Source organism: Paenibacillus radicis (ex Gao et al. 2016) (genome assembly GCF_014641555.1).
In the GTDB taxonomy this organism is placed as follows: Bacteria; Bacillota; Bacilli; order Paenibacillales; family Paenibacillaceae; genus Pristimantibacillus; species Pristimantibacillus radicis.
The window spans coordinates 755,775-780,607 of the sequence record NZ_BMHY01000001.1 but is presented as its reverse complement, the minus strand read 5'-3'; the positions used below and the strand labels follow the sequence as shown (position 1 = coordinate 780,607).

25 protein-coding genes and 1 other RNA gene are annotated in these 24,833 nt (G+C 50.4%); all 26 read right to left on the bottom strand.

Features of this window, described 5'->3' with window-relative positions; all coding sequences use genetic code 11:
- Nucleotides 1-110: 110 nt before the first annotated feature.
- The 26 genes from rnpB to rpsU all read right to left on the bottom strand — a co-directional run bounded on the left by rnpB (nt 111) and on the right by rpsU (nt 24,824).
- Nucleotides 111-516: RNase P RNA component class A (gene rnpB / locus IEX98_RS03355), an RNA gene on the bottom strand.
- A gap of 73 nt (nt 517-589) precedes the next feature.
- Nucleotides 590-1,711 (bottom strand): Nif3-like dinuclear metal center hexameric protein, encoded by a 1,122-nt coding sequence (locus tag IEX98_RS03350; RefSeq protein ID WP_188887502.1) that lies wholly within the window; start codon nt 1,709-1,711, stop codon nt 590-592.
- Complete coding sequence (locus tag IEX98_RS03345; protein ID WP_188887501.1) at nt 1,678-2,478, bottom strand: tRNA (adenine(22)-N(1))-methyltransferase; 801 nt, start codon at nt 2,476-2,478, stop codon at nt 1,678-1,680. Before IEX98_RS03345 ends, IEX98_RS03350 begins: the two co-directional genes overlap by 34 nt.
- A complete protein-coding gene (locus IEX98_RS03340) occupies nt 2,478-3,335 on the bottom strand; it encodes a hypothetical protein (protein WP_188887500.1) in 858 nt (285 codons plus the stop codon). Before IEX98_RS03340 ends, IEX98_RS03345 begins: the two co-directional genes overlap by 1 nt.
- A gap of 75 nt (nt 3,336-3,410) precedes the next feature.
- Nucleotides 3,411-4,544 carry an RNA polymerase sigma factor RpoD gene (rpoD, locus tag IEX98_RS03335; protein WP_188887499.1) on the bottom strand — a complete coding sequence of 378 codons (1,134 nt, stop codon included), beginning with the start codon at nt 4,542-4,544 and terminating at the stop codon, nt 3,411-3,413.
- Nucleotides 4,545-4,562: 18 nt separating this feature from the next.
- A complete protein-coding gene (dnaG, locus tag IEX98_RS03330) occupies nt 4,563-6,416 on the bottom strand; it encodes a DNA primase (protein WP_188887498.1) in 1,854 nt (617 codons plus the stop codon).
- Nucleotides 6,417-6,452: 36 nt separating this feature from the next.
- On the bottom strand, nt 6,453-6,923 hold the full coding sequence (locus tag IEX98_RS03325; RefSeq protein WP_188887497.1) for a YaiI/YqxD family protein: 471 nt from the start codon (nt 6,921-6,923) through the stop codon (nt 6,453-6,455).
- A 76-nt stretch (nt 6,924-6,999) separates the two neighbouring features.
- Nucleotides 7,000-7,815: a pyruvate, water dikinase regulatory protein gene (locus IEX98_RS03320; RefSeq protein WP_188887496.1), complete on the bottom strand. Its 816-nt coding sequence runs from the start codon at nt 7,813-7,815 to the stop codon at nt 7,000-7,002.
- 90 nt (nt 7,816-7,905) lie between these two features.
- Nucleotides 7,906-9,987 (bottom strand): glycine--tRNA ligase subunit beta, encoded by a 2,082-nt coding sequence (gene glyS / locus IEX98_RS03315; protein ID WP_188887495.1) that lies wholly within the window; start codon nt 9,985-9,987, stop codon nt 7,906-7,908.
- Nucleotides 9,980-10,867: a glycine--tRNA ligase subunit alpha gene (gene glyQ, locus IEX98_RS03310; protein WP_188887494.1), complete on the bottom strand. Its 888-nt coding sequence runs from the start codon at nt 10,865-10,867 to the stop codon at nt 9,980-9,982. The genes glyS and glyQ overlap by 8 nt, the downstream gene beginning before the upstream one ends.
- 363 nt (nt 10,868-11,230) lie before the next feature.
- Entirely contained in the window at nt 11,231-12,799 is a 1,569-nt protein-coding gene (locus IEX98_RS03305; RefSeq protein ID WP_188887493.1) for an MDR family MFS transporter, read from the bottom strand.
- A 104-nt stretch (nt 12,800-12,903) separates the two neighbouring features.
- The gene (recO, locus tag IEX98_RS03300) at nt 12,904-13,650 is read right to left on the bottom strand and encodes a DNA repair protein RecO (protein ID WP_188887492.1); all 747 of its coding nucleotides are present in this window, start codon (nt 13,648-13,650) and stop codon (nt 12,904-12,906) included.
- Nucleotides 13,651-13,698: 48 nt separating this feature from the next.
- Entirely contained in the window at nt 13,699-13,860 is a 162-nt protein-coding gene (locus IEX98_RS03295) for a YqzL family protein (RefSeq protein ID WP_188887491.1), read from the bottom strand.
- A gap of 97 nt (nt 13,861-13,957) precedes the next feature.
- Nucleotides 13,958-14,887, bottom strand: coding sequence for a GTPase Era (gene era / locus IEX98_RS03290; RefSeq protein ID WP_188887490.1), 930 nt, complete (start codon nt 14,885-14,887; stop codon nt 13,958-13,960).
- A gap of 25 nt (nt 14,888-14,912) precedes the next feature.
- Nucleotides 14,913-15,353 carry a cytidine deaminase gene (cdd, locus tag IEX98_RS03285; protein WP_188887489.1) on the bottom strand — a complete coding sequence of 147 codons (441 nt, stop codon included), beginning with the start codon at nt 15,351-15,353 and terminating at the stop codon, nt 14,913-14,915.
- Nucleotides 15,354-15,373: 20 nt separating this feature from the next.
- A complete protein-coding gene (locus IEX98_RS03280) occupies nt 15,374-15,739 on the bottom strand; it encodes a diacylglycerol kinase family protein (RefSeq protein WP_188887488.1) in 366 nt (121 codons plus the stop codon).
- Nucleotides 15,739-16,236, bottom strand: a complete 498-nt coding sequence (gene ybeY / locus IEX98_RS03275; RefSeq protein ID WP_188887487.1) for an rRNA maturation RNase YbeY — start codon at nt 16,234-16,236, stop codon at nt 15,739-15,741. Before ybeY ends, IEX98_RS03280 begins: the two co-directional genes overlap by 1 nt.
- Complete coding sequence (locus tag IEX98_RS03270) at nt 16,233-18,491, bottom strand: HD family phosphohydrolase (RefSeq protein WP_188887486.1); 2,259 nt, start codon at nt 18,489-18,491, stop codon at nt 16,233-16,235. Before IEX98_RS03270 ends, ybeY begins: the two co-directional genes overlap by 4 nt.
- A gap of 17 nt (nt 18,492-18,508) precedes the next feature.
- Nucleotides 18,509-19,480 (bottom strand): PhoH family protein, encoded by a 972-nt coding sequence (locus IEX98_RS03265; RefSeq protein WP_188887485.1) that lies wholly within the window; start codon nt 19,478-19,480, stop codon nt 18,509-18,511.
- 6 nt (nt 19,481-19,486) lie between these two features.
- Nucleotides 19,487-20,680: a sporulation protein YqfD gene (gene yqfD / locus IEX98_RS03260; RefSeq protein ID WP_188887484.1), complete on the bottom strand. Its 1,194-nt coding sequence runs from the start codon at nt 20,678-20,680 to the stop codon at nt 19,487-19,489.
- A gap of 11 nt (nt 20,681-20,691) precedes the next feature.
- Complete coding sequence (yqfC, locus tag IEX98_RS03255; RefSeq protein ID WP_188887483.1) at nt 20,692-20,970, bottom strand: sporulation protein YqfC; 279 nt, start codon at nt 20,968-20,970, stop codon at nt 20,692-20,694.
- A 127-nt stretch (nt 20,971-21,097) separates the two neighbouring features.
- Nucleotides 21,098-21,574 (bottom strand): hypothetical protein, encoded by a 477-nt coding sequence (locus tag IEX98_RS03250; RefSeq protein ID WP_188887482.1) that lies wholly within the window; start codon nt 21,572-21,574, stop codon nt 21,098-21,100.
- A gap of 70 nt (nt 21,575-21,644) precedes the next feature.
- Complete coding sequence (gene floA / locus IEX98_RS03245; protein ID WP_188887481.1) at nt 21,645-22,643, bottom strand: flotillin-like protein FloA; 999 nt, start codon at nt 22,641-22,643, stop codon at nt 21,645-21,647.
- A gap of 42 nt (nt 22,644-22,685) precedes the next feature.
- Nucleotides 22,686-24,056, bottom strand: a complete 1,371-nt coding sequence (locus IEX98_RS03240) for an NfeD family protein (RefSeq protein ID WP_229691998.1) — start codon at nt 24,054-24,056, stop codon at nt 22,686-22,688.
- A 135-nt stretch (nt 24,057-24,191) separates the two neighbouring features.
- Nucleotides 24,192-24,635 (bottom strand): GatB/YqeY domain-containing protein, encoded by a 444-nt coding sequence (locus tag IEX98_RS03235; protein ID WP_188887479.1) that lies wholly within the window; start codon nt 24,633-24,635, stop codon nt 24,192-24,194.
- Between the two features lie 15 nt (nt 24,636-24,650).
- Nucleotides 24,651-24,824 carry a 30S ribosomal protein S21 gene (gene rpsU / locus IEX98_RS03230; RefSeq protein ID WP_005547957.1) on the bottom strand — a complete coding sequence of 58 codons (174 nt, stop codon included), beginning with the start codon at nt 24,822-24,824 and terminating at the stop codon, nt 24,651-24,653.
- Nucleotides 24,825-24,833 lie beyond the last annotated feature (9 nt).

The window sequence follows — 24,833 nt, the reverse complement described above, 5'->3', positions numbered from 1 at the left end:
TGTTGCACATGGTTGGATAGCGAAAAAATCTCCTCATCCCCCACTCCCGCAGGCAAAACACAAAAAAGCCTCCAGGCGTAATCGCCAAGAGGTGCTTGATTGTGTTCCGTGCGGAAAGTTTGCCTTAAGCCGGGTTCTGTACTTCCAGTGGTTCAATCGGGAACGACCCTCCCACGAACGAAGCGACAATCATCTATCTAGGCCGGTCATTACTGAACGGCTCCAGCAACCAACCCGAACGCGCCTCAGGCTAAGGCTGCAGCTCAAGGCTGCTGCGCTCTCTCGGTCTTGCTCCAGATGGGGTTTACCAGGTATGCAGTCACCTGCATTCCTCGTGGTCTCTTACACCACGGTTCCACCCTTGCCTGTGCCGGCAAAGCCGGCCATCGGCGGTCCATTTCTGTGGCACTAATCCTTCAGCTCGCGCTGACTGGACGTTATCCAGCATCCTGCCTTTTGGAGCCCGGACTTTCCTCTCGCGGCAACAAGGCCGCCAGCGATTGTCTGTCAAACTTTCCGATGCACGAATAAGTATACAAGGTATTGAGCAAAAGCTCAACTACAAATATATTTTCAACGTAAACTCACGCTAAACGAAGCGGAATGGCTCCGTATTCAAGGCAGATGCCGTTGCTGTCGTCTTATATTTACGCTGCGCCAATTCGCCATTGAGCCAGTCTGCAACACGCTGCTTCATTATTTTCTCCACATTATGTCCGGGATCAATAATCGCCAGCCCTGCAGCTAACGCATCATGTGCAGTGTGGTAATCGATGTCTCCGGTAATGAGAACATCGGCACCGGCAAACATCGCATGGCGAATGTACCTCGACCCGGAGCCTCCCAGCACAGCTGCTTTACGAATAATCCGGTCCGGATCACCAACCAGACGCAGCATAGGCACGTCAAATACCGCTTTGACGCGGTCAGCCAGCTCTCCAAGCGTAAAGGCATCCTCTAGCTTGCCTGCTCGTCCCAAACCGAAGGAGCGCCCCTTTAAATCGACGGCATACAGGTCATAGGCAACCTCTTCGTAAGGATGTACCTTCAACATCGCTTGAACCACCTTGCGGTGGACGCTGTGCGGAACGATCGTCTCGATACGGATTTCTGCCGTTCGCTCCAGTTTGCCAGCCGTTCCAATAAACGGCGTGGTCCCTTCGCCCGGAAGAAATGTGCCCGTTCCTTCGATATTGAAGCTGCACTTGCTGTAATTGCCGATAGCTCCCGCACCGGCTTGAAACATTGCATTCAACACCGTCTCGTGATGGCTCTCCGGTACAAATACAACCAGCTTGTACAGCTTGTCTGTATGTACTTCTTCCAAGCATTGACGAGCTTCCGGAACGATGCCTACCATGTCTGCCATCCAATCATTGATACCGCCGTCGGCTACATCCAAATTCGTATGGGAGATGTACACCGCGATATCGTTCTTAATCAGCTTCTCGTAAAGCTTGCCTGCAGCTGTTGAAGTATCCAATTTAGCCAGCGGGCGGTAGATGATCGCATGATGAGCAATAATGAGCTCCGCACCAGCAGCAATCGCCTCATCCACCACCTCTTCCGTCACGTCCAGCGCCACGAATACTTTTTTCACTTCTTTGTTCAACGAACCTAATTGCAAGCCGATTTTATCATTTTCAACTGCATAATGCTTAGGAGCAAGCTGCTCCATTAGCTGAACGACCGTTTGACCGTTGGCAAACAATGCAGCACCTCCTCGATAGCTTTCATTTGCGCACGAAACTGCTCTCTTTTTTCACTCGCTTGCTGCAGATCGGAAAGCGACAGCTGCGCGCAAATTCTCTCCAGCTTCTCCAGCTCTAGACGCCATTTGTCTACCAATACATCAGTAGGCTGGCGGAGCAGATGCGGCCCCATTTGCAGCAGCAGCGCTTTGCCTTGCTCAGCATTCATCTCTATAGGTAAAAAGGAGCTGTCATAGAGACGCGCGTCTAGAGCCGTTAGAGCATCCCCCGTGGGGTCGTCTTGCAGCTTCACTGCATGAAGCACTTCATAGATTTTACCGTCTTCCTCTAAAATAAACTCGGCTTGCAAATACCAGCCGCGCTTTATCAGCCAGCCGCGCACGATATCCTCGCCTACATTAGGCTGGAGCACAAGCTCCCGAACGCCTTCCAGCTTACCTTGTCCATATCCCGCTTCCAGGATGTCGCTCATTAGAGCGCCGCCCATGCCGGCAATGGTGACCGTATCGGCCTCTCCCGGCTGCAGGACGGATAAACCGTCTCCGCGCCGTACATCAAGCCGCTTCAGCAGTCCCGCATCCATAGCCTGCTTGCGCGCCGCCTCGTAAGGTCCTTGATTCAGCTCTCCGGCAATAGCCGAAGGAGCCTTATTCGTCTGAAGCAAATAGACCGGAAGCATCGCATGATCCGAGCCAATATCAGCCGTACGCGAGCCTGGTGTAACGCAGTCTGCAATCGTCTGCAGACGTTTTGATATTTTTAACATTAGGCAACCCACACTATCCATTGTTTTCGCAAGGAGAACAGAAGTCCTCCGCCAATCGCGATTTTTAACAGCAGTTGAATCTGCAGCAAAATCGGTTCATCAATAAATAACATCGCATACAGCTCCGGCATGAACCAGAGCACTGCACACATCGCAAATAATACAGCCGATACCGGCTTGGACAACCGGTGAATAAACCAGCTAGCCCATCCGAAGATCCCGGCGATCGGCAGCCAGTATAGCTGAGGCTCGTACCAGGACGGCGTTCCTAAGAAAGAGGAAAGCAGCCAGGCATAGACTAAGACAGCTGCAATCCAGCCGCAAAAATGGAAGGTCTGAATTCTCGCTGCGATGCCGTATATGATCCAAAATATGGCGCAAAAGGCTAGCAGAGCTGTTTTCCAGCCCCATTCCGTCAATTCATGCAGCTCCAGCATATAGAGTCCTGAGCCTAGCAAAAGCAGCATAGCAGCGCCGGATAAAGCCAATCCGCCCGCTTCATTGCGCCGCCGTATCCGGCTGCCAGCCCACATCAAACCGGAAACGCCCAAGAGTGAAACGGCAATTTGCAATAGCGGATGAAAAGCGTTAAAATAAAGCACAACAAAGGAAATTAAGGTAAAAAAACCAAATGTAAGGAGCCAGTACTTACCGGATGCACGTTGTGCCGCCATTAAGGCTTTGGCAACCGCATAAGACGATTCGCGTCTTGCTCTCGGTTTTTTCCCATCCTGCTCCCTTTGTTCCTGATCGGCATATAGATTTAATAAAAAATCACAATATTGATCGGGCAATAGTTTGCTTCTGCTCCAATGCTCGATTTCTTTCACAATGATTTGCCTGCGCTCTTCATTCATGGCCGAATAAGTTCCTCTTCTCGGTTTTGTGGAAAAAAAGACCTTGCTGCATGAGCAGAAGGTCGTATCGATACATTATTCGAGAAAATCTTTAAGCCGTTTGCTGCGGCTAGGGTGACGAAGCTTGCGAAGCGCCTTCGCTTCAATCTGACGAATCCTCTCGCGCGTAACACCGAACACTTTACCGACTTCTTCAAGCGTTCTCGTACGTCCGTCATCCAGACCGAAACGAAGCCTGAGCACATTCTCTTCACGCTCAGTAAGCGTGTCGAGCACATCCTCCAGCTGTTCCTTAAGCAGTTCATAAGCTGCCGCATCCGCAGGAGCAAGCGCTTCTTGGTCCTCAATAAAGTCGCCCAGATGGGAGTCGTCCTCTTCGCCGATAGGCGTCTCGAGCGATACTGGCTCTTGTGCGATTTTCATAATTTCCCGAACCTTGTCCGTGCTTAATTCCATCTCAGCCGCAATTTCTTCCGGCGTCGGTTCGCGTCCAAGTTCTTGCAGCAGTTGACGGGAAACGCGAATCAGTTTATTGATCGTTTCCACCATATGAACCGGAATCCGGATCGTCCGAGCTTGGTCAGCAATAGCCCGTGTAATAGCTTGACGAATCCACCATGTCGCATACGTACTGAATTTGAAGCCTTTTTGGTGATCGAATTTCTCAACCGCTTTGATCAAGCCCATATTGCCCTCTTGAATCAAATCCAGGAACAGCATGCCGCGACCGACATAACGCTTCGCAATGCTGACGACGAGACGGAGATTGGCTTCCGCAAGTCTGCGTTTCGCTTCCTCGTCCCCATTCTCAATTCTTCTTGCCAATTCAATTTCATCATCTGCCGAAAGAAGCGGAACACGTCCGATTTCTTTCAAGTACATCCGTACCGGGTCGTTGATTTTAATCCCCGGAGGAAGAGCCAGATCGTCATCGAAATTAAATTCGTCCTGTTCTCTCTCTTGTTCGTCATTGCTGCGGAGCGGATTATCGCGCTCCTCATCATTTTCGTTCAGTACCTCGATCCCCAAATCATCGAGTTGTTCGAAAAATTCATCAATCTGTTCCGGATCCTGATCGAAAGGCGAAAGCTTCTCTATAATTTCTTTATAAGTTAAAGAGGCTCTCTTCTTGCCTTGTTCGATTAACTGATCCTTTACATGATCTAATCTTTGCTCGGCTTCTAGTTCAGTATGCTGATCATTCGCCATCTTCCGACTCCCTCCTCCCTAGAACCGATCGTCCTGTCGTCCTTTAAGCTGTCTTTCTAGGGTTATAATCTCAATTGACATTTGCGCAGCAAGCAGATGATCTCCGGCACGCTCTGCCTGCACCATTTCTTCTTTTTTCCGATCGACTTCCCTCAACTGCGGCACTTTAACGATATCTTGTATATCGGCAGCCAGTATGTCTTCATTGAAGGGAAAATCGCCGTCCATCATTAAAATAGTGGCAGCCGCTCTCTCCAGACGCTCGTCTTGAAGGGTAGCGATGAATCTGCCGGCATCCGGATCATAGCCCTGCGCATAAAATGCATATAAATAAGCAGCAAGCGCTGCATGATCCTCTATGTTGAACGCGTCGCCTAATCGTTCGTGTACCGTCTGGGCAACTTCACTGTCACGCATCATGACGTGCAGCAAACGCCGCTCCGCCTTGACGTAAGCAGGCAATACCGCAGGGGGACCCGATTTACGGCGATTTTCATTCCTACCATTATTCCACGAATTGTCGTTATTATCCCTTTGCGGCTTCTTTTTTTGCAGTTCCTGATGCTTAATCAGACAATCCTGTTTCAAAACCTCAAGAGGAACTTCAAATTCGCGGGACAATTCCTGCAAATAAATTTCGCGTTCAATAGCTGAATCAAGCTCCGCCACAATTCCAGCAGCTTCAAGCAGATAGTTTTTCCGTCCTTCTTCTTTTAGCAGTATATGGTTTTTTCTCGAATATATAAGCTTAAATTTTGTTACGGAGACAGGCTCGTCAATCGCTTCCCGCATAAAAGCTTCCGGGCCATATTCGGCAATGTATTCGTCTGGATCCTTGCCTTTCGGCAGCATGGACACCATGACTCTCATTCCGGCCGCTTCCAGCATCGGAATCGACTTCATTGCGGCGGCTTGTCCAGCGTCATCGCCATCATAACAAATGAGGACTTCATCCGCCTGCCTTCCGAGCATTTGGCAATGCTCAGCCGTCAATGCCGTTCCCATCGTCGCAACGCCATTTTTCACGCCTGCGCTCCAAGATCTTATAACATCCATATACCCTTCAAAAATAACGACCTGCTTGCGCTTCCGAATGGCCGGCCGCGCATGATGCAAATTGTACAAGGTACGGCTTTTCGTAAACAGCATCGTCTCCGGAGAGTTCAAATACTTCGGCTGCCCATCGCCGATGATGCGTCCTGCGAAAGCTGTTACTTTACCGTCCCGATCCCAAATTGGAAAGATAATGCGGCTTCGAAAACGGTCGACATAGCCGCTTCCGTCATGCTTGGCCGACAATAAGCCGCCCTTCTCCATCAATGCCGGATCAAATTTGCGATTGTCCAAAAATCGGCTCAATGTATCCCATTGCTCCGGGGCGTAACCAATCATATAATGATCGATTAGTTTATCACCCAAACCTCGCTCGCGCAAGTAATCTTTGGCTGCTTTGCCATGCTGCGTATTGTTCAGCAGATAATGGTAAAACTTGGCCGCCAATTCATGCGCCTCGATCAAGACAGTCCGCTCTGTGTCTTCCGCCGACGGCTTACTGCCGTCCGATCCGGCCCAAGTAACGGGAATTCCCGCATCCTCTGCGAGCACACGAACCGCTTCAGGAAAAGAATAACCTTCGAGCTCTTCCACAAATCGGATGACATTCCCCGATTTACCGCATCCGTAGCAATGAAATATTTGCAGCTCCGGGGTTACGGTAAAGGAAGGCGTCTTCTCCGAATGGAAGGGACAGAGCCCTTTCATATATTTGCCTTGCTTCGAGAGATGAACGTATTTTCCAACCGTATCTACGATATCATGGTGGCGGCGAACCGCTTCAATGACATCCTCCGGTATTTTACCGTATGTCGCCATCGTTCATCACCTCTAGTAATACGTAAGTAATATTCGCTAAATGTCCTCTTTCTCCTGCAAGTTGCGTAAAACTTTTGTCAACTTTTGTTGAAACCGGTCCCGATCATCCTGAGTCATAGCCTTAGGACCCTTCGTTTTGCCTCCGCCTCGCCGTTTCTTTGCCGACTCATGCCGGCGTTCCATCAAATAATCGATGTTGGCGTCCGAGTAAGTCTCGCCGCGGTTCGACAATACGACAGCCCCTTTGCCAATCGCGATACAAGCAAGCCCAAAGTCCTGGGTAATGACAATATCACCCTTCACGATGTGATTGACGATATACAGATCGACAGATTGATCGCTGCTGTCTACCTGTATGACCCTTACGCCTGGCTGAGCTTCAAGCCGATGATCATAAGACGAGACCATGAGCACTGGAGTTTCATACGCCCGAGCGACTTGCGCGATTTCCGTTTTGACAGGACAAGCGTCGCCGTCGACAACAATAGTCGGTTTACTGACTTGCATTCGGATCACCGCTCATTCTTTTTCGTTCGAATTATATATATACGGCAAATAATCGAAAACTCCTGCCATATCAGCATTAGAATGCCCGAATATGCTCCATTATCAGACTTGCCGTCTCCTCTACCGCCCGGTGGGAGACATCAATGACGACACAGCCGAGCTGGTTCATAATCGATTCGGCGTACAAGAGCTCTCTTTCAATCCGATCTTCTGCGGCATAAGAGGCACTGTTCGGAAGTCCTAACGCCTTTAACCGCTCTTTACGGATGATGTTCAAGTATGGAACGCCGATCGTCAATCCAATGATTTTCCGGTGCGGAACGAGGAACAGTTCTTGCGGCGGCTTGATTTCCGGCACCAGCGGGATGTTGGCCACCTTATACTTCTGATGAGCCAAATACATCGACAATGGCGTTTTCGACGTTCGCGATACGCCAACGAGCACGATATCGGCCTTAAGAACACCTGACGGATCTTTGGCATCATCATAACGGACGGCAAATTCCACCGCATCGACTTTCCGGAAATAATCCTCATCGAGCACATGATTCAATCCCGGCTCATGCCTTGATTGTCTTCCCGTTTGCCTCTCCAGGTTTTCAATCAACGGACCAAGCAAATCGATGGAGACAACCCCATACCGCTCAGCCAGCTTGCGAAGCCCTTCCCGCAAATGCGGGATGACAAGCGTGTACAGCACAATCGCATCCGCTTCCTTCGCCAGCCGAACGAAACGTTCGATCGTCGGAATGTCCGTTACGAATGGAGCGCGCCGGATCTCCGCATGCAGAGGATGGAATTGGGCAACCGCTGCGCGGACGACGAGTTCGCCCGTATCGCCCGCTGCATCGGATATGACATAAATAATTACTTCATTCATCTTGGCCGTCATTCCATCAACCTCCTCAATTTCGAATCGGAGAGACTGACATCGTTGATTGGTTCATTAGCGCCTGAGCGCCCGTCATACAAAGGCATCAAGCTACCAGACCAGCTTGGCAAAATCGGCAATGCCTGCGATATCGTCGGCAATTAAAGCCAGTGTTGCCAGCCGGTTTTCCCGGACATCGTCTTCCTTCGCCATAACCATAACGCCATCGAAATAGCCGGTAATCGGCTCTTTCAATGCCGACAATTGTGCAAGTGCAGCGGCTACATCGCCGTCTGCAAACGATTGTACAACTGCTGGATGAGCCGTCTTCCATGCTTCATGGAGAACGCCTTCCGCATTTTCCGCGAACAAGGCCGGATTGACGGAACGAGTCGTCGCTTTCGAAGCCAAGTTGCTTACACGGTTGAAAGCATCAACCGTCAGCTTGAATTCAGCACGCTCTTGACCAGCAGCCAAAGCTTGGATTAACGTTGCTCTTTCTACAGTCAGACGAAGATCGTCATAGCCCGACGCCATAACCGCATCTACAACGTCATAACGTACATTTTGCTCGGACAACACGTTTTTCACACGCAGTGCAAAAAACTCTCCCAATTCTTTACGTACCTCTTCCTCGCTTCGTTTCATACCGCGGGCTTGATGAACGGCAAGCGCGGCTTCAAACAGCTCTTCCAGCTTCAGATTCAAGCCTTGCGCAAGAATGATTTGAACGATACCTGCAGCCTGACGGCGCAGCGCATACGGATCCTGGGAACCCGTCGGAATAATGCCGATCGAGAAACAGCCAACGATCGTATCGATCTTGTCAGCCAAGCTGACGATCGCTCCGGTCAAGCTGCCTGGCGCTTGATCCCCTGCAAAGCGGGGCTGATAGTGCTCATTAATCGCCTGAGCAACCGTTTGGCTTTCACCAGCTTTAAGCGCATAATCTTCACCCATGATGCCTTGCAATTCTGGAAACTCATAGACCATCTGTGTCACGAGATCGAATTTGCAAATATCGGCGGCGCGGCTGACGAATGCTGCCGTGTCGGCATCTACACTCAGCTTGCTAGCGATACGGTCAGCCGTGTCGCGAATGCGCCGCACTTTATCCGCAACTGTTCCAAGCTCCTCGTGGTATACGATATTTTCCAGCTTGGCAAGCGCATCTGCAATCGCCAGCTTCTGATCCTCTTGATAGAAGAACTTCGCATCGGACAGACGGGCGCGGAGCACCTTCTCGTTGCCTTTTGCCACTTGCTCGATCGATGTCCGGTCACCGTTGCGTACAGTGACGAAGAACGGCTGCAACTGGCCTTCTGCATTAAGCACCGGGAAATAACGCTGATGCTCACGCATGGAAGTGATCAGCACTTCCTGCGGAATGTTCAGGAAGGAAGGATCGAATTTGCCGAACAATACGCTCGGGTATTCAACAAGAAACAGCACTTCCTCCAGCAAATCTTCTTTAATCGCAATTTCCCAGCTTTGCTCTTCCGCCAGCTGTTTGATTTGCGACACGATCAGCGCTTCGCGCTCCGCTACATCTGCTATGACATGCTGCTCGCGAAGACGCTCTTTATATTCCGAAGGCGTATTGACAACGGTCTCGCCACCGAGGAAACGGTGCCCGCGTGTCACGTTGCCGCTCTTCACGCCTGCAAGCTCAAGCGGAATGATATCTTGCCCGAACAGCGCAATCATCCATTTGATAGGACGGACGAATTTCAGCTCGTAATTGCCCCAACGCATGTTTTTCGGGAAAGACATCGACGTAATCAGGTTCGTCAGACCTTCGGACAAGACAGAAGCTGTCTCCGTACCGACGCTGCTTTTATTCGCGTAGACATATTCAACGCCTGCAAGCTCTTGGAAAAAGAATTGCTCCGGCTCCACGCCTTGACTTCTGGCAAAGCCCAATGCAGCTTTGCTCCAGTTGCCCTGATCATCCAATGCGATTTTACGCGAAGGACCCTTCACTTGCTCATTAACATCCGCTTGCTTCTCTTCCAAGCCGTGTACGATTACAGCAAGACGTCTCGGTGTAGCGAACACTTCAACCGCTTGATGGCCGATTCGGGAATCTGCCAGCCATTTGACCATCTTATCTTGCAACTGGTTTATCGCGCCGCGTACGAAACGGGCGGGCACTTCTTCCAGTCCGATCTCCAGCAATAAATCCTTAGCCATTTTGCTCCACTCCTTTCTTCAGCAGCGGGAATCCAAGTCTTTCCCGTTCTTCCAAATATGTCGCCGCACAAGCGCGGGCCAGATTGCGGACACGCATAATGTAGCCAGTACGCTCCGTCACACTAATCGCACCGCGCGCATCTAGCAAGTTGAAAGCGTGCGAGCATTTCAGCACATAGTCGTATGCCGGGAATACAAGCTTATGTTCTATTGATTTCTTCGCTTCTCCCTCGTACATATTAAACAGCGAGAACAACATCGAAGCGTCAGAAGTTTCGAACGTGTACTTCGAATGCTCGTATTCCGGCTGCAGGAACACATCGCCATAAGTGACGCCGTCTACCCACTCCAGATCAAACACATTTTCTTTCTCCTGAATATACGAAGCAAGACGCTCCATGCCGTACGTAATTTCAACAGCTACCGGATTCGCATCAATACCGCCAACTTGCTGGAAGTACGTGAACTGTGTAATTTCCATGCCGTTAAGCCATACTTCCCAGCCGAGTCCCCAAGCGCCCAGCGTTGGTGATTCCCAGTTGTCTTCAACGAACCGGATATCATGATGCTTAGCGTCGATGCCAAGCCGCTTCAAGCTTTCCAAATACAGCTCCTGAATGTTATCCGGCGATGGCTTAAGAATAACTTGGAACTGGTGATGCTGATACAGCCGGTTCGGGTTCTCGCCGTAGCGCCCGTCCGCTGGTCTGCGGGAAGGCTCCACGTAAGCGACGTTCCATGGCTCTGGTCCGATCGAACGAAGAAATGTCATTGGATTCATCGTTCCGGCGCCTTTCTCCACATCGTAAGGCTGCACGAGAATGCAGTTCTGTTCTGCCCAGAATTGCTGCAGCGTCAATATCATATTTTGAAAATTCATAACCGACCCCGCTCCTTTTTCGTAAAATGCTAGGCGTTGCAAGAGACGCAAAAAAGCTCCCGTCGCTACGCCTGCTTCCAGACATAGGGACGAGAGCTGTGAGCTCCCGCGGTTCCACCCTACTTGATTTTCCTTTTATGCAGCATCTCTTACTAGGGCTGCAGGAAAATCCGCTTTGTTCAACACGACTCCGGAGTGCCTTTTCACTAATCGACCTGTTCGGGCTCACACTGTCCCCGAATCGCTTTAGACGCCGGCCGGATTGGCTACTTTCTCCATCATTGTCCGATATTCATATTCATATATATTAAATAATTTTAATGACAAAGTCAAACGAAAACGAAAAATCCGATATTCTGTAAATTAATGGCTGTGCACTTCCGCTGCAGGCGGCTCTCCGCTTGCATCTTTCTTCGGCTTCCCTGTGTGCTGCATCAAATCCTTCATCGAAGCTTTGCCCATTAAGGATACACATACGAGCGCCAATGCTGCCGGAACGATCGACCATAAGAATGTCGTCGATATCGAATTCGAGAGCACATCGATAATTTTATCCATCACTTCTTTCGGTATTTCCGCCCTGCTTTCTGGAGCCAGCAGTTGACGGGCGTTATCCGAGGTTGGCGCCCCAGTCGCACCTGCTCCGCTGAAGGATTCAGCCATGCCGCTAGAGAAGCTGTTGCGCTGAATAATGCCGAAGATCGTAATCCCTACCGTCATACCCAGCGACCGGATGAATGCCATCGTCGAATTGGCCGAGCCGCGCTGGCGCATGTCGAAGCTATGGATAGACGACATGCCGAGAACAGAGAATGAGAATCCGATGCCGAAGCCTGTAATCAACATATAGATCGACAAAATAAATTTCGTTGTATCCGGTGTAATCGTCGACAAAAGCGCTACGCCAGTAATAAAGATGACAGCCGACAAAATCATAACGTTCCGGTATGGCATTTTATTCGCCAGAATACCGCCCGCTTGGGCTGCAAATACCGAACCGAGCGTCATGGGCAGCAGCATCAGTCCAGAGCTAGTTGCCGTACCGCCAAATACGCCTTGTACAAAGATCGGAATGTACAGCGCTGCGGTAATGAAGGCTGCACCGTAGAACAGACCTGCACTTGTACTGGCCGCGAACAACCGCTTCCGGAACATCGCGAAGGAAATGATCGGCTCCGCTACCTTCGACTCAATGAAGAGGAAAGTAATGAACAGCACGGCAAATCCGGCGAATAAGCCGATAATTTGCGTAGAGTTCCAAGCATATTCGTTGCCGCCGAGCTCCAGAGCGAACATGAGGCAAATAATCGCTCCAACCAAGGTAGTGGCTCCCCACCAGTCAATCCGCTGCTTGGAATGCTCATGCGATTCCTTGTAGAACAGAATAATAAACAGCAGCGCAACGATTCCGACAGGAATGTTGATATAGAAAATCCAGCGCCAATCCAGATGATCGGTAAAATAAGCGCCGGCAAGCGGCCCAAACAAGCTGGACGTGCCGAATACCGCTCCGAACAATCCGCCCATCTTGCCTCTTTTTTCCGCAGGGAAAATATCAAAGACGATCGTGAAGGCGATTGGCATCATAGCCCCGCCGCCTATACCCTGAATAGCACGGTAAATACTGAGCTGAGTAATTGTCTCCGCTGTTCCGCACAGCATAGAGCCAAGCAAAAATACGGCAATACCAAATACAAAAAACTTCTTCCTTCCGTACATGTCCGACAGCTTGCCGAAAATCGGCATGCCTGCCATTTCCGTTACGAGGTAAGCCGACGTTACCCATACGAATTTGTCCATGCCTCCCAGATCGCTGACGATGGTAGCCATAGCGGTCGAAACGATCGTATTGTCGATCGAAGCGACCAAAATACCGAGCAAAAGCCCGGCTACGACAAAGCCTAACCGGCTTTGCTGCGCTTGTGCGTTCATGCAATTGTTCCCTCCTGTAATCTCTCCTCAAAACCAACACGGTTAATCATAACCGATTCCAAATAAAACGTGCTCAGTCTGCAGACTGAGCACGTTCGTTTTTTTCATATTGTATATTTATCAAGCTGATCCAGAAATGACCTCGACTTAAGCGGAATGCCCAAGTGGGCATCCATTAAGGCACGCATCGCCTTTTTCAACTCCTGCTTCGTCTCTGGCTTCACCTGAATGGCGCCTAACCGGCGCAAATCCATCCGCCGAAACAGCCTCAGCAGCTTAAAAGCACCTTCCCCAACTTTTATCGCATGAGGATCCTGTCCCGTACAGCGTGGACATAGCGCCCCGCCCGCATACGGGCTTAGACGCATAGGTCCCTGCTCATTGCCGCAATTGACGCAGAAATCCAGCTCGGGCGCATACCCGGCTGCTTCCAATATCCGCATTTCGTATAAATGGGAAATAATCTGCGCGTCTTTGCCTTCCTCCAGACCGATTAAGCTGGCATGAAACTGCTCGAACAGAAATGAACTGGATTCATCCTCCTGCAGCGCCTTATCGGTCAATTCAGCGGCATACGAAGCGTATGCCGCCAAATCCAACTGTTCACGCAATCGATGATGGGATTCGATGATCTCGCCATGATTCAACGTGCCTAAACCGCTCTTACGAAAAAAAACAAATTCCCCATATGTAAACGGCTGCGCGAGTGAAGCATGCCTGCTCTTCACTTTTTTCGCGCCGCGTATGAGGACGCCAGCTTTGCCGTTTGTTTTCGTTAGCAGCGTTACAATTTTATTGCCTTCTCCGTAATCCATACTGCGGATTACGATGCCTTCCACGCGATACAGCATTTGCTCTCCCCCATGCTTGAACCGCTACAGCTGGCTGCTGCATCACCCTTATGGCGCAGACTGCTGTTCCAGCTCTACGGCCAGCTCGTCAGCGTCGTCCAATACATCATTCGGATGACCATTTTCGCCAAACTGATCCATTTCCTTGTAGAGCATATAAGACTCCACATCACCGGTCAACGTAAAATACTTCCACGAAAAATTTCGCATTCGTATTCATCCCTTTCCGCCTCGGAAATGAAGCTCCAGACGATAATAGGATGCGATAAATGGCCGAATGCTATGCTTTACAAATTACGTCAAAAGATCAATCGTTTCGGAAACCGAAATCCTTCAATACCCGCTCTTGGTTCCGCCAGTCTTTCTTAACTTTGACCCACAGCTCCAAGAATGTACGCGAACCGAGAAGCGCTTCGATATCTTTGCGGGCCTGCTTGCCGACTTCCTTCAGCAATGCGCCCTTTTTGCCGATAATAATCCCTTTTTGCGAGTCCCGCTCTACAAATATAACCGCGCCAATGTAGACGACGCCGTTCTCCTGTACCCGCATGTCCTCGATGCCGACTGCGATGGAATGCGGCACTTCTTCCCGCGTCATATGCAATATTTTCTCCCGCACGAGTTCTGCCACGACGAATTGCTCCGGATGGTCAGTCACTTGATCGGCTGGATAATATTGCGGCCCTTCCGGCAAATATTTCGTCAGCTGCTCCAGCAGCGTGTCGACATTGTTGCCCTTCAGTGCAGAGATTGGAATAATCTCAGCGAAAGGATACAGATCTTTATATTGCGTAATGATCGGCAGAAGCTGCTCTGGTTCCACTTTGTCGATCTTGTTCATGACGAGAAAAACAGGCGTATTGGCTTTTTTCAACTGCTCAATAATAAAGCGGTCGCCGCCGCCAATTCCTTCCGCTACGTCGACAAGGAACAACGCCGCCTCGACTTCTTTCAAGGCGCTTTCCGCTGTTTTCATCATATAGTCGCCCAGCTTGGAGGTCGGCTTATGAATGCCCGGTGTATCCAGGAAGACGATTTGCGAATCATTCGTCGTATACACACCGTGAATTTTATTGCGCGTCGTTTGCGGCTTATCGGACATAATCGCGATCTTTTGCCCGATCAGATGGTTCATTAACGTCGATTTGCCGACGTTTGGTCTGCCGATAATGGCTACGAAGCCTGATTTAAATTTCTTTTTGTCGCCGTCACGGCCTTTGGATGTTGGTTGATTCATTGCGAATTCAAATGCCCCTTTCGTTTCATAACCCTGTTGAATCTAAAGAAGCCGGCGTAAATGCGCCAGGAAGCAGCTCTGACACAGTCGCGATTGCCCAATCGCCCTGCATATTGCCCATAACAACAGGCATATCCGGCGGACAAAGCTCAACAAGCACCTGACGGCAAACGCCACATGGCGCAATTGGCCCGTCCGTGCGTCCGATAACGGCTATAGCTTTGAACTTTCCGGGACGGAGCCCGTTTGCTATCGCACTGAACAACGCGGTTCTTTCGGCACAATTCGTTGGCCCGTATGCCGCATTTTCAATATTACAGCCGTAATGGACACGTCCCTCGTCGTCGAGCAAAGCAGCGCCGACTTGAAAGTGCGAGTAAGGCGTGTACGCTCTCGTCATCGCTTCTTTTGCATCCGCCAACAATGCGTTGTAGTCTTCGGATAATCCTTCGTATGCCACTGTCATTCGCCGGCTCTCCTTTCATTCTATTTCATGAATATATGCCATAAGGGCGGCCCAATAATGAGCAGCCCTATTATAACAGCGGTCACGGCAGTTACTAACACCGCTCCAGCAGCCGCATCCTTTGCCGCCTTAGCGACAGGATGCTGACCAGGGCTGGCCAGATCAACCGCCTGCTCGATCGCAGTGTTTATAAGCTCAGCCGCAATGACTAGCGCAAAGGTGAGAAGCAGTACCGCCCACTCCATCCGTGTCAAAGAAAGAAATGACGCTAGAATGGACACGACAGACGCAGCTAGCAAGTGAAATCTCACATGCCGCTGCGTCCGAATGCCGAACCGTATGCCTGACCATGCATAACCTAGACTGCGGATAAACTTAGCTAACATTATCGCGATAAGCCGGCTTTTTGAAGCACAGCTTCCTGTTTAGCCGTCATTTCCGCTTCGCTCTCCTCATCCTGATGATCGTAGCCAATCAGATGAAGAAAACCGTGTACGAACAAAAACCCGATCTCACGCTCTAGCGAATGGCCGTAATCCTCACTTTGCTCTTTCGCTTTCTCAACTGAGATCACGATGTCGCCTAACATGCCGGATATCGGATCAGGCTCGTCCTCGCTTTCCACTTCAAAAATAATGTCCAGCTCGTCCGTCCCGTCATCTTGCATAGCGAACGACAGCACATCTGTCGGACGGTCAATGCTGCGGTAATCACGGTTCAACTGATGGATTTGCTCATTGTCGGTGAAGGTTAGCGTAACTTCGCCTTCCTCCATGCCTTCCGCCTCTCCTGCCAGCCTTAACAGCTCTTGCAGGCGCCCAATCCATTGCTCAGGAATTTCAAATTTTGTTTGCTCATTGCTCCAGTCGAGTTGCAAGCTCATGCCATACGCTCCTTTGGTTTCACATCTTCCGGATATTCAATACGCGAGTGGAAAATGCCGATTACGCTTTCTTTCAACGAATGCGCAATCTTGTCCAATTCCTTCATTGTCAAATCACATTCATTGTATTGATTGTCGTCGACGCGGCTTTTAATAATTTTTTGAATCATCGCTTCCACCTGCTCGACCGTTGGATTTCGCAAGCTGCGAACAGCAGCCTCTACACAGTCGGCTAAGCCGACAACAGCCGCTTCCTTCGATTGCGCTTTCGGTCCGGGATAACGGAAGTCATCCTCGGTGAAATTAACTTCCACGCCCTGCTCCTCCGCTTGCTTCATCGCTTTGAAGTAGAAAAACTTCAGCGATGTCGTCCCGTGATGCTGCTCGGCGATATCTCGAATCGGCTTCGGTATATTATGCGCTTTGAGCATATCTACGCCATCGCGGGCATGGGCAACGATAATCGATTTGCTCAGCTTTGGATCAATCGTATCGTGAGGGTTCTCGATATTCGTCTGATTCTCGATAAAATAGTTTGGCCGTTTCGTCTTGCCAATATCATGATAGAACGATCCTACGCGGCATAACAAGCCGTCCGCCCCAATGGATTCTGCCGCCGCCTCCGACAAATTGCCGACCATCACGCTGTGGTGATAGGTTCCCGGCGTTTCTGTCAGCAGCTTGCGCAGCAACGGATGGTTCGGGTTTGACAACTCTACCAGCTTCAAAGCCGACAGAATACCGAATGTAATTTCGAAAAACGGCATAAGGCCGATTACGAGAATTGCCGTCAGCAGTCCGCTCGCAAAGGCGAATGCCAGTGAATAGACCAGTGGACCTTGATCCAGCTGTTCGCTCAAAAACATGAGAGCCAGCACAGAGATTGATCCGAATAGGCTGACCATAATGCCAGCCTTCAATATCGTTGACCGCTGGCTTGCCCGATGAATGGAAAAAATCGCGGCAATCGATACTACGATAAAGACAAAACCGAAATTAAAATCAAAGATTTGATTTTGCTGTGTGTTTAGAACAATACTGCCGATCAAAGAAAAAACAATGGAGCTAATTAACGCAAGATGCATATCAAGCAGCAGAGCAATCAGCATCGTCCCTAGTGCTGCCGGAGCCAAATATCCGGCATAAGGCGCTGCGTGCGTCTGAGTCAGCGATATGACCTGCATCGTTAAAATGTTGATTAAATAAATCAGCCACAGCATAAACAGCTGCGAGTTGTTGTATTTCGGCTTCAACCCGTCTTTGCCGCCCGATTGATGCAGATAGGCGTAAATACCAAGAATAAGCATCAGACACATCATCAGAAGCCCAAGCTGCGGCCAGTAGTTGCGCTTGTCGTGAAGCAGCGAAGAATCCTTGAGCAGCTCATACACCTCTGGAGTAATGACCTGTCCGCGCTTCACGATGAGGTCGCCTTCCTGAATCATTACGACAGGCGTATTTTTCTTCGCTTGAATTTTGGCTTCTTCCGTTGCTTCCTTGTCGATGAAACGGTTCGGCATAATCGCAAACCGTGCCAGCTCCTGAACGATTTCACGGCTCGTCCGGCCCGACAGCTTGCTGCCATTCACCAGCTCCGCTACCCGCGTTCTAGCCGTCTCCGCATCCCGGAGCTGCTCGCCCATCAGCTTGCGAACGATATCTTGTCCTACGCTGCGCATCTCTGCGATCTCTTCGGACGTAAGCCTAGGCATTTTGTAAAAGGTTTCTTCAGGGATCGTGTACTGCTGCTCCTTGATGACTTCCGCCATTTCGGCCAGCAGCGTATCGTTATAGGTGCCGCTTCCGGCGTTCTTTTTGACGAAGTTGTCGACAAAATCGCCGTAGCGCCCTGGAATTTCATTGCGGTAAATGTCGATTTTGTTCTGCTCACTAACCTGGTCGTCCAAATTCAGCTGCTCGATCCGCAGCAAAATTTGATCCAGCAGCTGGTCGCTGCGCAAACCGACGTTCGAGTAGCTCGAGTCAATCCGATTCGCCGCTTCCTCTTGCGCTTGCAGCGTTGCTTTGCTGTCCGAGATTTGGAACGGAGCGACGATATCTTTCTCGCTGGCCGATCCCTCTTGAATATTATAAGTCTCGGGTACGACATGCGGCGCTAAACTGAAATAAAACAGCAATACAAACAGAAACAAGAGCACGAGGCGTACCGCCGCGCTCTGTTTCCACCCCGCAGTTCTTATCGACTGCAAGTTCCCCTGTTTACCGACCTGATTCTGATTCTGGTTCTGGTTCATGGAGCGGACATTCCTCTCTATGCTTTGTTTTCGGCGTCCCAATTGTATGCGACTATGATTTTCTGGACCAGAGAATGGCGGACGACATCTTGCTCTGTAAAGAAAATAAAGCCGATTTCCTCGATGTCTCGCAAAATGCGCTGCGCTTCGATTAAGCCGGAGTTTTTGCCCCGCGGCAAATCAATCTGCGTCACGTCGCCTGTAATGACCATTTTGGAGCCGAAGCCAAGGCGCGTAAGGAACATCTTCATCTGCTCAGGCGTCGTATTTTGAGCCTCATCCAGAATGATGAAAGCATCGTCTAGCGTCCGTCCGCGCATATAAGCGAGCGGTGCGATTTCAATTGTTCCGCGTTCGAATGCTTTGGCCGTTTGGTCCGGGCCGAGCACATCATGCAATGCATCATATAAAGGCCGTAAATAAGGATCTACTTTCTCTTGCAAATCTCCCGGCAGAAAACCGAGATTTTCTCCCGCTTCGACTGCTGGGCGCGTCAGAATAATACGTTTGACGGAGCCTTCCTTCAACGCGGCAACCGCCAGTACGACGGCCAGATAGGTTTTACCTGTTCCGGCAGGACCAATGCCGAATACGACATCCTGCTTCTTAATTGTTTTCACATAATGGCGCTGCCCAATCGTCTTAACGCGTATCGGCTTGCCTCTGAATGTGCTCGTAATTTCGGCCTTGAACAGGTCTAGCAGCTCTTCAGCCTGCATGGAACGGGCAAGATCAAGCGCATACACGATATCTCGCTCAGAAGGATTGTAGCCGCCGCGGAAAAGCTGCAGGAGCACATTGAACAGCTGTTCAAGCGAATCCACCTCTTGCTTCTCGCCGGAAATCACGATTTCCGCTTCGCGTGACGAAATGGAAGCCTCCATCTGTTGCTCCACTAGTTTCAAAAACTTATCCTGGGGACCAAATACCGCTAGTCCCTCCGCTGCGTTCAGGAGCGGAATTTTGACTGTTCTCGTCTCACTCTGCAAACAACCTCATTCTCCTTGCATCTGGACTAGGGGCATTTCTTTCACAATCGATTGCTCGACTTCAAAATGAACTTTCATATAAACTTTACCATTGTCCGTCTTTTCATGCAAAACAATTTCGTTCCGGATGACCGCATCCGTGCCTGCTTTCAGCATTACATTGGCTTTGGCCTGCTGCATTCCGGCGCTCTTCGCCTCCTCTTCGGTCAGCTCCCGCTCTTCCGTCCGCACTTCCATTATCGTTTTCTTCAGTCTCCCAAGAGGAAGATGCCAATTGCGCCACGCCGCCTGCTCTTCATAAACAACGGTCTCGAACGTCTCGAACGGGTTGCTTCCGAAGCCGCTGACCTGCAGCGCTCTGCCGCCGATCATCGCATACCATTTGGTCTTCTTCTCCCCCGTATAGACTTTCGTCTGCTGCGTCAGCGGCGATGCAATGTCGTATTCATACCAGACTAACCCGCGAACCGAACCTTTCGCTACAACGGTCTGTGTATAGGCGCCTCCGCCGATCGTGCCGGAGATCAGCGTCTGCCCTTCCCTGACCTTCATATTTTTCTTAACGACCGCACGGCCCTTCTCGGTGTATATCTCCGTAACGACAGCGTCAGCGGATGCAACCAGATGCCTTGGATTCTGCAGCTCCTGCTTGTCAGGCTCCGTCGTCTCCACGACTTGAATAATGACCTTTGTTCCCTTTCGCTCGACGCCGATCCAAGTCGCACCCGGCAGCTTGCTCACCAGACGCTTAGACATGATATCCGTATCCTGCAGGCGGAATGTCCACTGCATCGGGAATAATCCTTCTTGCTTGGCAGCGGCGTATATTTGCTCATCGGTCAGCTTCATATTCCCTTTCACTTCGATCGACCATACGAGCGAGGAGAGCAAATAAACCCCGACAAAAAAGAGAATGATGCCTGCGGCGAACAGCTTTCGCTTCTGCATCTTCACAAGCCAGAAGGGCATACCTGTCCGCTTCGTCACATGCACCCGGCAGCCTGTCTCCTTTAAATGCTCGCGAAGGCGGAAGAAATCGTTGACCGACAGCTCAAATTGAAGCTTGTCTGCGCTTGTCCACTGGATGGACGATAGCTGCAGCCCTCCCTTCAGAGCCCGGTTAACCAGCTGCTCCGGCTCTCCGCCCCGGACTTGAACCGTCACCATGCCTCTCATCCACTGCAGCCATTGCCCGTCCATTCGAACCCCTCCTACTCTCTCACTTCGATACTTCTAATCGTGCCTTCGATAAAAACCTCTTCCGTCCAAATTGTGCGTATGACGAGCGACGTTCCGGTCACCTCAAGCTCCCCCTTGCTGAGCGCTAGCTTCAGCTTCTCGCTTGAGAAATGAATGACGCCGCGATGATTCTCAATGTACAGCTGGCGGTCACCGATCATCGTGAGCCGCGGCAGGTCGTATACGACATCCTGGGGCAAATCCAATACATCCGCGGTCCACTTGCGCAATCTACGGTTAATACGGCCCATAGTCAGTCTTTTGCCCCCTTGCTGCAGTGTCTGCAAACCTTGTTACCTTTCAAAATATGCGGGCAGGGCAGCAAATATGAAAAAAGCGTCAGCACGGCGCAATTGCGCGTACTGACGCTTCGTTCATTTATTTCCCGAATGGCCGCTTCGATCTCGGCGGACCAAGTATTTCGGACCAGATAATTGCTTTCTTAAGCTCGTCGGTTTCTTGCAGCGCGCTCAAGGAAGCCGCAGCAGGCCGCTGGGACGTTCCTCCGCCCGTGAGCGGTGTAGATGAGTTGAAAGGAGAACGAGGGCGCTGAGCGCCCGCACGAGCGTCCTCAGCCCGTTCCTGCTGACGGATGATGACCGGCTTTGGCGGCTCCGGCTGCGGTTCAGGCTCGGGAGGGGAGGCGTAACGCCCATCCATCCACTGCGGCTGTTCCTCTTCTTCGTACTCCTCCGTCTTGCGGGCAGGATCGCCGCCTCTTCCGCCGCCAAAAGTAGGCATCGCAGGATTGCCGTTGCGGGCCGATCCTCCGGCTTTCCTAAATATCGAGAACAGCACTCCGCCGATAATGACGACAAAGTAAATGTTGTTTAGCAAAAACTCAATCAGTTTCAAGCTGCCTTCACCTCCAAAATGAAGCCTAGGAAACCTAGCATGAACCTAGCCTTTACCATGCTAGAGCTCGTTAGTTTTCATTTTTCGAGTCGTTTGACGCTGTGTCCGGCTTGCCGATCGAGCTGCGCATTTGCGTATCGGCCTCGATGTTTTTCAAATTCATATAATCCATCACACCGATTTTACCGTTTTTAAGCGCATCGGCCATTGCAAGCGGAACTTGTGATTCGGATTCTACAACCTTCGCGCGCATTTCTACGACGCGGGCTTTCATTTCCTGTTCTTGCGCGACAGCCATTGCACGGCGTTCTTCGGCTTTCGCCTGAGCAATCCGTTTGTCGGCTTCCGCTTGCTCGGTTTGCAGATGCGCGCCGATGTTTTTGCCTACATCCACGTCCGCAATATCAATCGACAGAATTTCGAACGCAGTACCAGCATCAAGACCTTTGCCAAGCACCGTACGCGAGATGAGGTCCGGATTTTCAAGAACGTCTTTATGAGAATTCGCAGAACCTACTGTCGTTACAATACCTTCGCCGACACGGGCGATAATTGTTTCTTCGCCGGCGCCGCCGACCAGTCTTTCAATGTTGGCACGGACCGTAACGCGCGCTTTAACTTTAACTTCAATGCCGTCTTTCGCTACTGCTGCGACGGTTGGCGTCTCAATGACGCGCGGGTTAACGCTCATTTGCACCGCTTGAAGCACGTCACGGCCTGCAAGATCGATTGCCGCCGCACGTTCGAATACGAGCGGAATGTTGGCACGCTGAGCCGCGATCAATGCGTTGACGACGCGGTCGACGTTACCGCCGGCCAGGAAGTGACTCTCTAGCTGGTTAATATTAAGCCCAAGCCCTGCTTTTGTTGCCTTGATCAGCGGATTGACGATACGGCTCGGAACGACGCGCCGCAAACGCATAGCGACGAGCGTAATAATGCCGACGCGAACGCCGGAAGCGATCGCCGATACCCAGAGCATAACCGGGAAAAAGCTGAAAAATACCGATAAAATGACAATCGCCGCTACTGCAATAATTAATACCATTACAATTGGATCTAATCCCATAAGCGATGAACCTCCGTTTTTCTATATTCTCTAATGCTTAATCTATACTTCTTTAACGACGACCCATGTTCCTTCCGCTTTGACCACTTTAACCGGTTTCCCGGAAGCGATAAATTCGCCTGCCGTTACGACATCGATCCGCTGATCGCCGATCTGCGCCGTACCCGCCGGCCTAAGCGGGGTTACTGCAACTCCCTCTTGTCCTAACCAATTCACCTTGCTGTCCGCCGACACATAGCCTTGCTCAGTGGTCAGCTTCTCGCGCAGGATGAATTTATTCCAAATGCCTTTCGTTTTGTATTTACGGATAACGAAATACAGAATGATAACGGCAAGTACTAAGGCTACGACAAGCGAGATAAATGCATTCATCGGATCTGCCGAAGCAGTAACGACACCTGCAACGAGAGCGATGCTTCCGAGAATGCCCAGAATGCCGAAGCTTGGAATAAACACCTCGATCACAAGAAACGCAAAGCCCACAATACAGAGAACTACTGATTCCATTCCGGCAAACCCGGCAATGTAATGACCGAAGAAATATAACCCGAACGATAAAATGCCGACGATTCCCGGAACCCCAAAGCCAGGTAGAATCATTTCTAACGCTACCCCCGCTATGCCCAATACGAGCAGTGCGGTCATGACGTAAGGGTTAACCAAAAATCTCGATACTTTCTCAGCAAGCGAAGGCTCAATATCGACGACTCTTCGATTCTCCAGCCCCATCAGCTTTAACGCTTCTTGAACGGATCCTGCCTGATGCTCCGCATAACCGAGCTTAACGGCTTCGTCTGCCGAAAGCGAAAGAATTTGCCCTTTTGCTTTATCGCGGCCGATTTCCGGCAGCTTCAGCACGATATCAGGATCTACCATCGCTGCTGCAACGTCCGGATTGCGTCCGTTCATCTTCGCCGCTTCGCTCATTGCGCTCACCCAGTGCGATATGATCTTCGGATTCTGAATCAAATCGCCTGAGCCGTTCACGACAGACGCGGAACCGATCATGCTGTGCGGCTCCATAATAATGCTGTCTGCATTAAGTGCGATGTAGGTTCCCGCTGACACAGCTTTGCTTTCTACGTAAGCTGTAGTGGGAACGCTGCTCTTGCGGATGAGCTCGCCGATTTCCTCCGCACTTGTAACCTGTCCGCCAAACGTATTAATGACCAGTATAACCCGTTCGGCTTTTGCTTCCTCCGCTTCCTTGTAGGCCCGTTCTAAGAACGCTTTCAAGCCGGATTCCACAGTCTGCTTTACTGGAACGACGTAGACGGCGGTACCGATATCGGTTGCGGTTTCGGCTTTCGCCTGCGATGGAACGACAATCAGACTTCCTGCCGCAGTAAGCATCAACGCTGCCAGCATCAGCATCGGGATGAATGCGGCTACTCTTTTGCGCCACCTTATCATCTGCAAATAAGGCTCCTCCCTTTTTCTTTTCATTATACCCTAATACGCAAATATGGCCATTTCGTTTCAATTTCAGCGAAAACAATAAAAAAACACCCCAATAAAGGGGTGTTTTCGTCCGAACATATTCATATGTTATTGCAGAAATTGTTGTACATATTGATTTACTAGTTTACCGTCAGCGCGCCCTTTCGTTTTTGGCAAAAGTGCACCCATAACTTTTCCCATCTCGGCTTTAGAAGAAGCACCGAGTTCCTGGATGGTCTGCTGTACAATAGCTTTTATCTCTTCTTCGGTCAACTGAACGGGAAGGTATTGACTAATAATTTCAATTTCTGCTGTAAGATCTGTAACCAGATCATCACGGCCGGCTTTGCTAAATTCTTGGAGGGAATCTTTACGTTGTTTGACCTCACGACCCAGAATATCGACCACTTCAGCATCCTCAAGAGGACGCTTCAAATCAATCTCCAAGTTTTTGATCGACGCGCGAATCATGCGAATCGTGGTCAGTCTGAACTTGTCCTGATTTTTCATGGCTTTCTTCATATCATCGTTCAATCGTTCGCTCAGGTTCATTATAGATAGATCCTCCTAAAACTTTCTCTTACGCGCAGCCTCGGACTTTTTCTTGCGCTTTACACTTGGCTTTTCATAATGCTTGCGTTTTTTCACCTCAGCCAAAACACCATCTTTTGCGATGGAACGTTTAAAGCGGCGAAGCGCAGCATCGATAGTTTCGTTTTTGCGAACTTTAGTTTCAGACACCAGTTTTCC

Bases quoted from the DNA above. Each gene is read 5' to 3' on its own strand.
- IEX98_RS03345 (WP_188887501.1), bottom strand. From the start codon at position 2,478: ATGTTAAAAATATCAAAACGTCTGCAGACGATTGCAGACTGCGTTACA.
- IEX98_RS03340 (WP_188887500.1), bottom strand. From the start codon at position 3,335: ATGAATGAAGAGCGCAGGCAAATCATTGTGAAAGAAATCGAGCATTGG.
- rpoD (WP_188887499.1), bottom strand. From the start codon at position 4,544: ATGGCGAATGATCAGCATACTGAACTAGAAGCCGAGCAAAGATTAGAT.
- dnaG (WP_188887498.1), bottom strand. From the start codon at position 6,416: ATGGCGACATACGGTAAAATACCGGAGGATGTCATTGAAGCGGTTCGC.
- IEX98_RS03325 (WP_188887497.1), bottom strand. From the start codon at position 6,923: ATGCAAGTCAGTAAACCGACTATTGTTGTCGACGGCGACGCTTGTCCT.
- IEX98_RS03320 (WP_188887496.1), bottom strand. From the start codon at position 7,815: ATGACGGCCAAGATGAATGAAGTAATTATTTATGTCATATCCGATGCA.
- glyS (WP_188887495.1), bottom strand. From the start codon at position 9,987: ATGGCTAAGGATTTATTGCTGGAGATCGGACTGGAAGAAGTGCCCGCC.
- glyQ (WP_188887494.1), bottom strand. From the start codon at position 10,867: ATGAATTTTCAAAATATGATATTGACGCTGCAGCAATTCTGGGCAGAA.
- IEX98_RS03305 (WP_188887493.1), bottom strand. From the start codon at position 12,799: ATGAACGCACAAGCGCAGCAAAGCCGGTTAGGCTTTGTCGTAGCCGGG.
- recO (WP_188887492.1), bottom strand. From the start codon at position 13,650: ATGCTGTATCGCGTGGAAGGCATCGTAATCCGCAGTATGGATTACGGA.
- IEX98_RS03295 (WP_188887491.1), bottom strand. From the start codon at position 13,860: ATGCGAAATTTTTCGTGGAAGTATTTTACGTTGACCGGTGATGTGGAG.
- era (WP_188887490.1), bottom strand. From the start codon at position 14,887: ATGAATCAACCAACATCCAAAGGCCGTGACGGCGACAAAAAGAAATTT.
- cdd (WP_188887489.1), bottom strand. From the start codon at position 15,353: ATGACAGTGGCATACGAAGGATTATCCGAAGACTACAACGCATTGTTG.
- IEX98_RS03280 (WP_188887488.1), bottom strand. From the start codon at position 15,739: ATGTTAGCTAAGTTTATCCGCAGTCTAGGTTATGCATGGTCAGGCATA.
- ybeY (WP_188887487.1), bottom strand. From the start codon at position 16,236: ATGAGCTTGCAACTCGACTGGAGCAATGAGCAAACAAAATTTGAAATT.
- IEX98_RS03270 (WP_188887486.1), bottom strand. From the start codon at position 18,491: ATGAACCAGAACCAGAATCAGAATCAGGTCGGTAAACAGGGGAACTTG.
- yqfD (WP_188887484.1), bottom strand. From the start codon at position 20,680: ATGGACGGGCAATGGCTGCAGTGGATGAGAGGCATGGTGACGGTTCAA.
- yqfC (WP_188887483.1), bottom strand. From the start codon at position 20,970: ATGGGCCGTATTAACCGTAGATTGCGCAAGTGGACCGCGGATGTATTG.
- floA (WP_188887481.1), bottom strand. From the start codon at position 22,643: ATGGGATTAGATCCAATTGTAATGGTATTAATTATTGCAGTAGCGGCG.
- IEX98_RS03240 (WP_229691998.1), bottom strand. From the start codon at position 24,056: ATGATAAGGTGGCGCAAAAGAGTAGCCGCATTCATCCCGATGCTGATG.
- IEX98_RS03235 (WP_188887479.1), bottom strand. From the start codon at position 24,635: ATGAACCTGAGCGAACGATTGAACGATGATATGAAGAAAGCCATGAAA.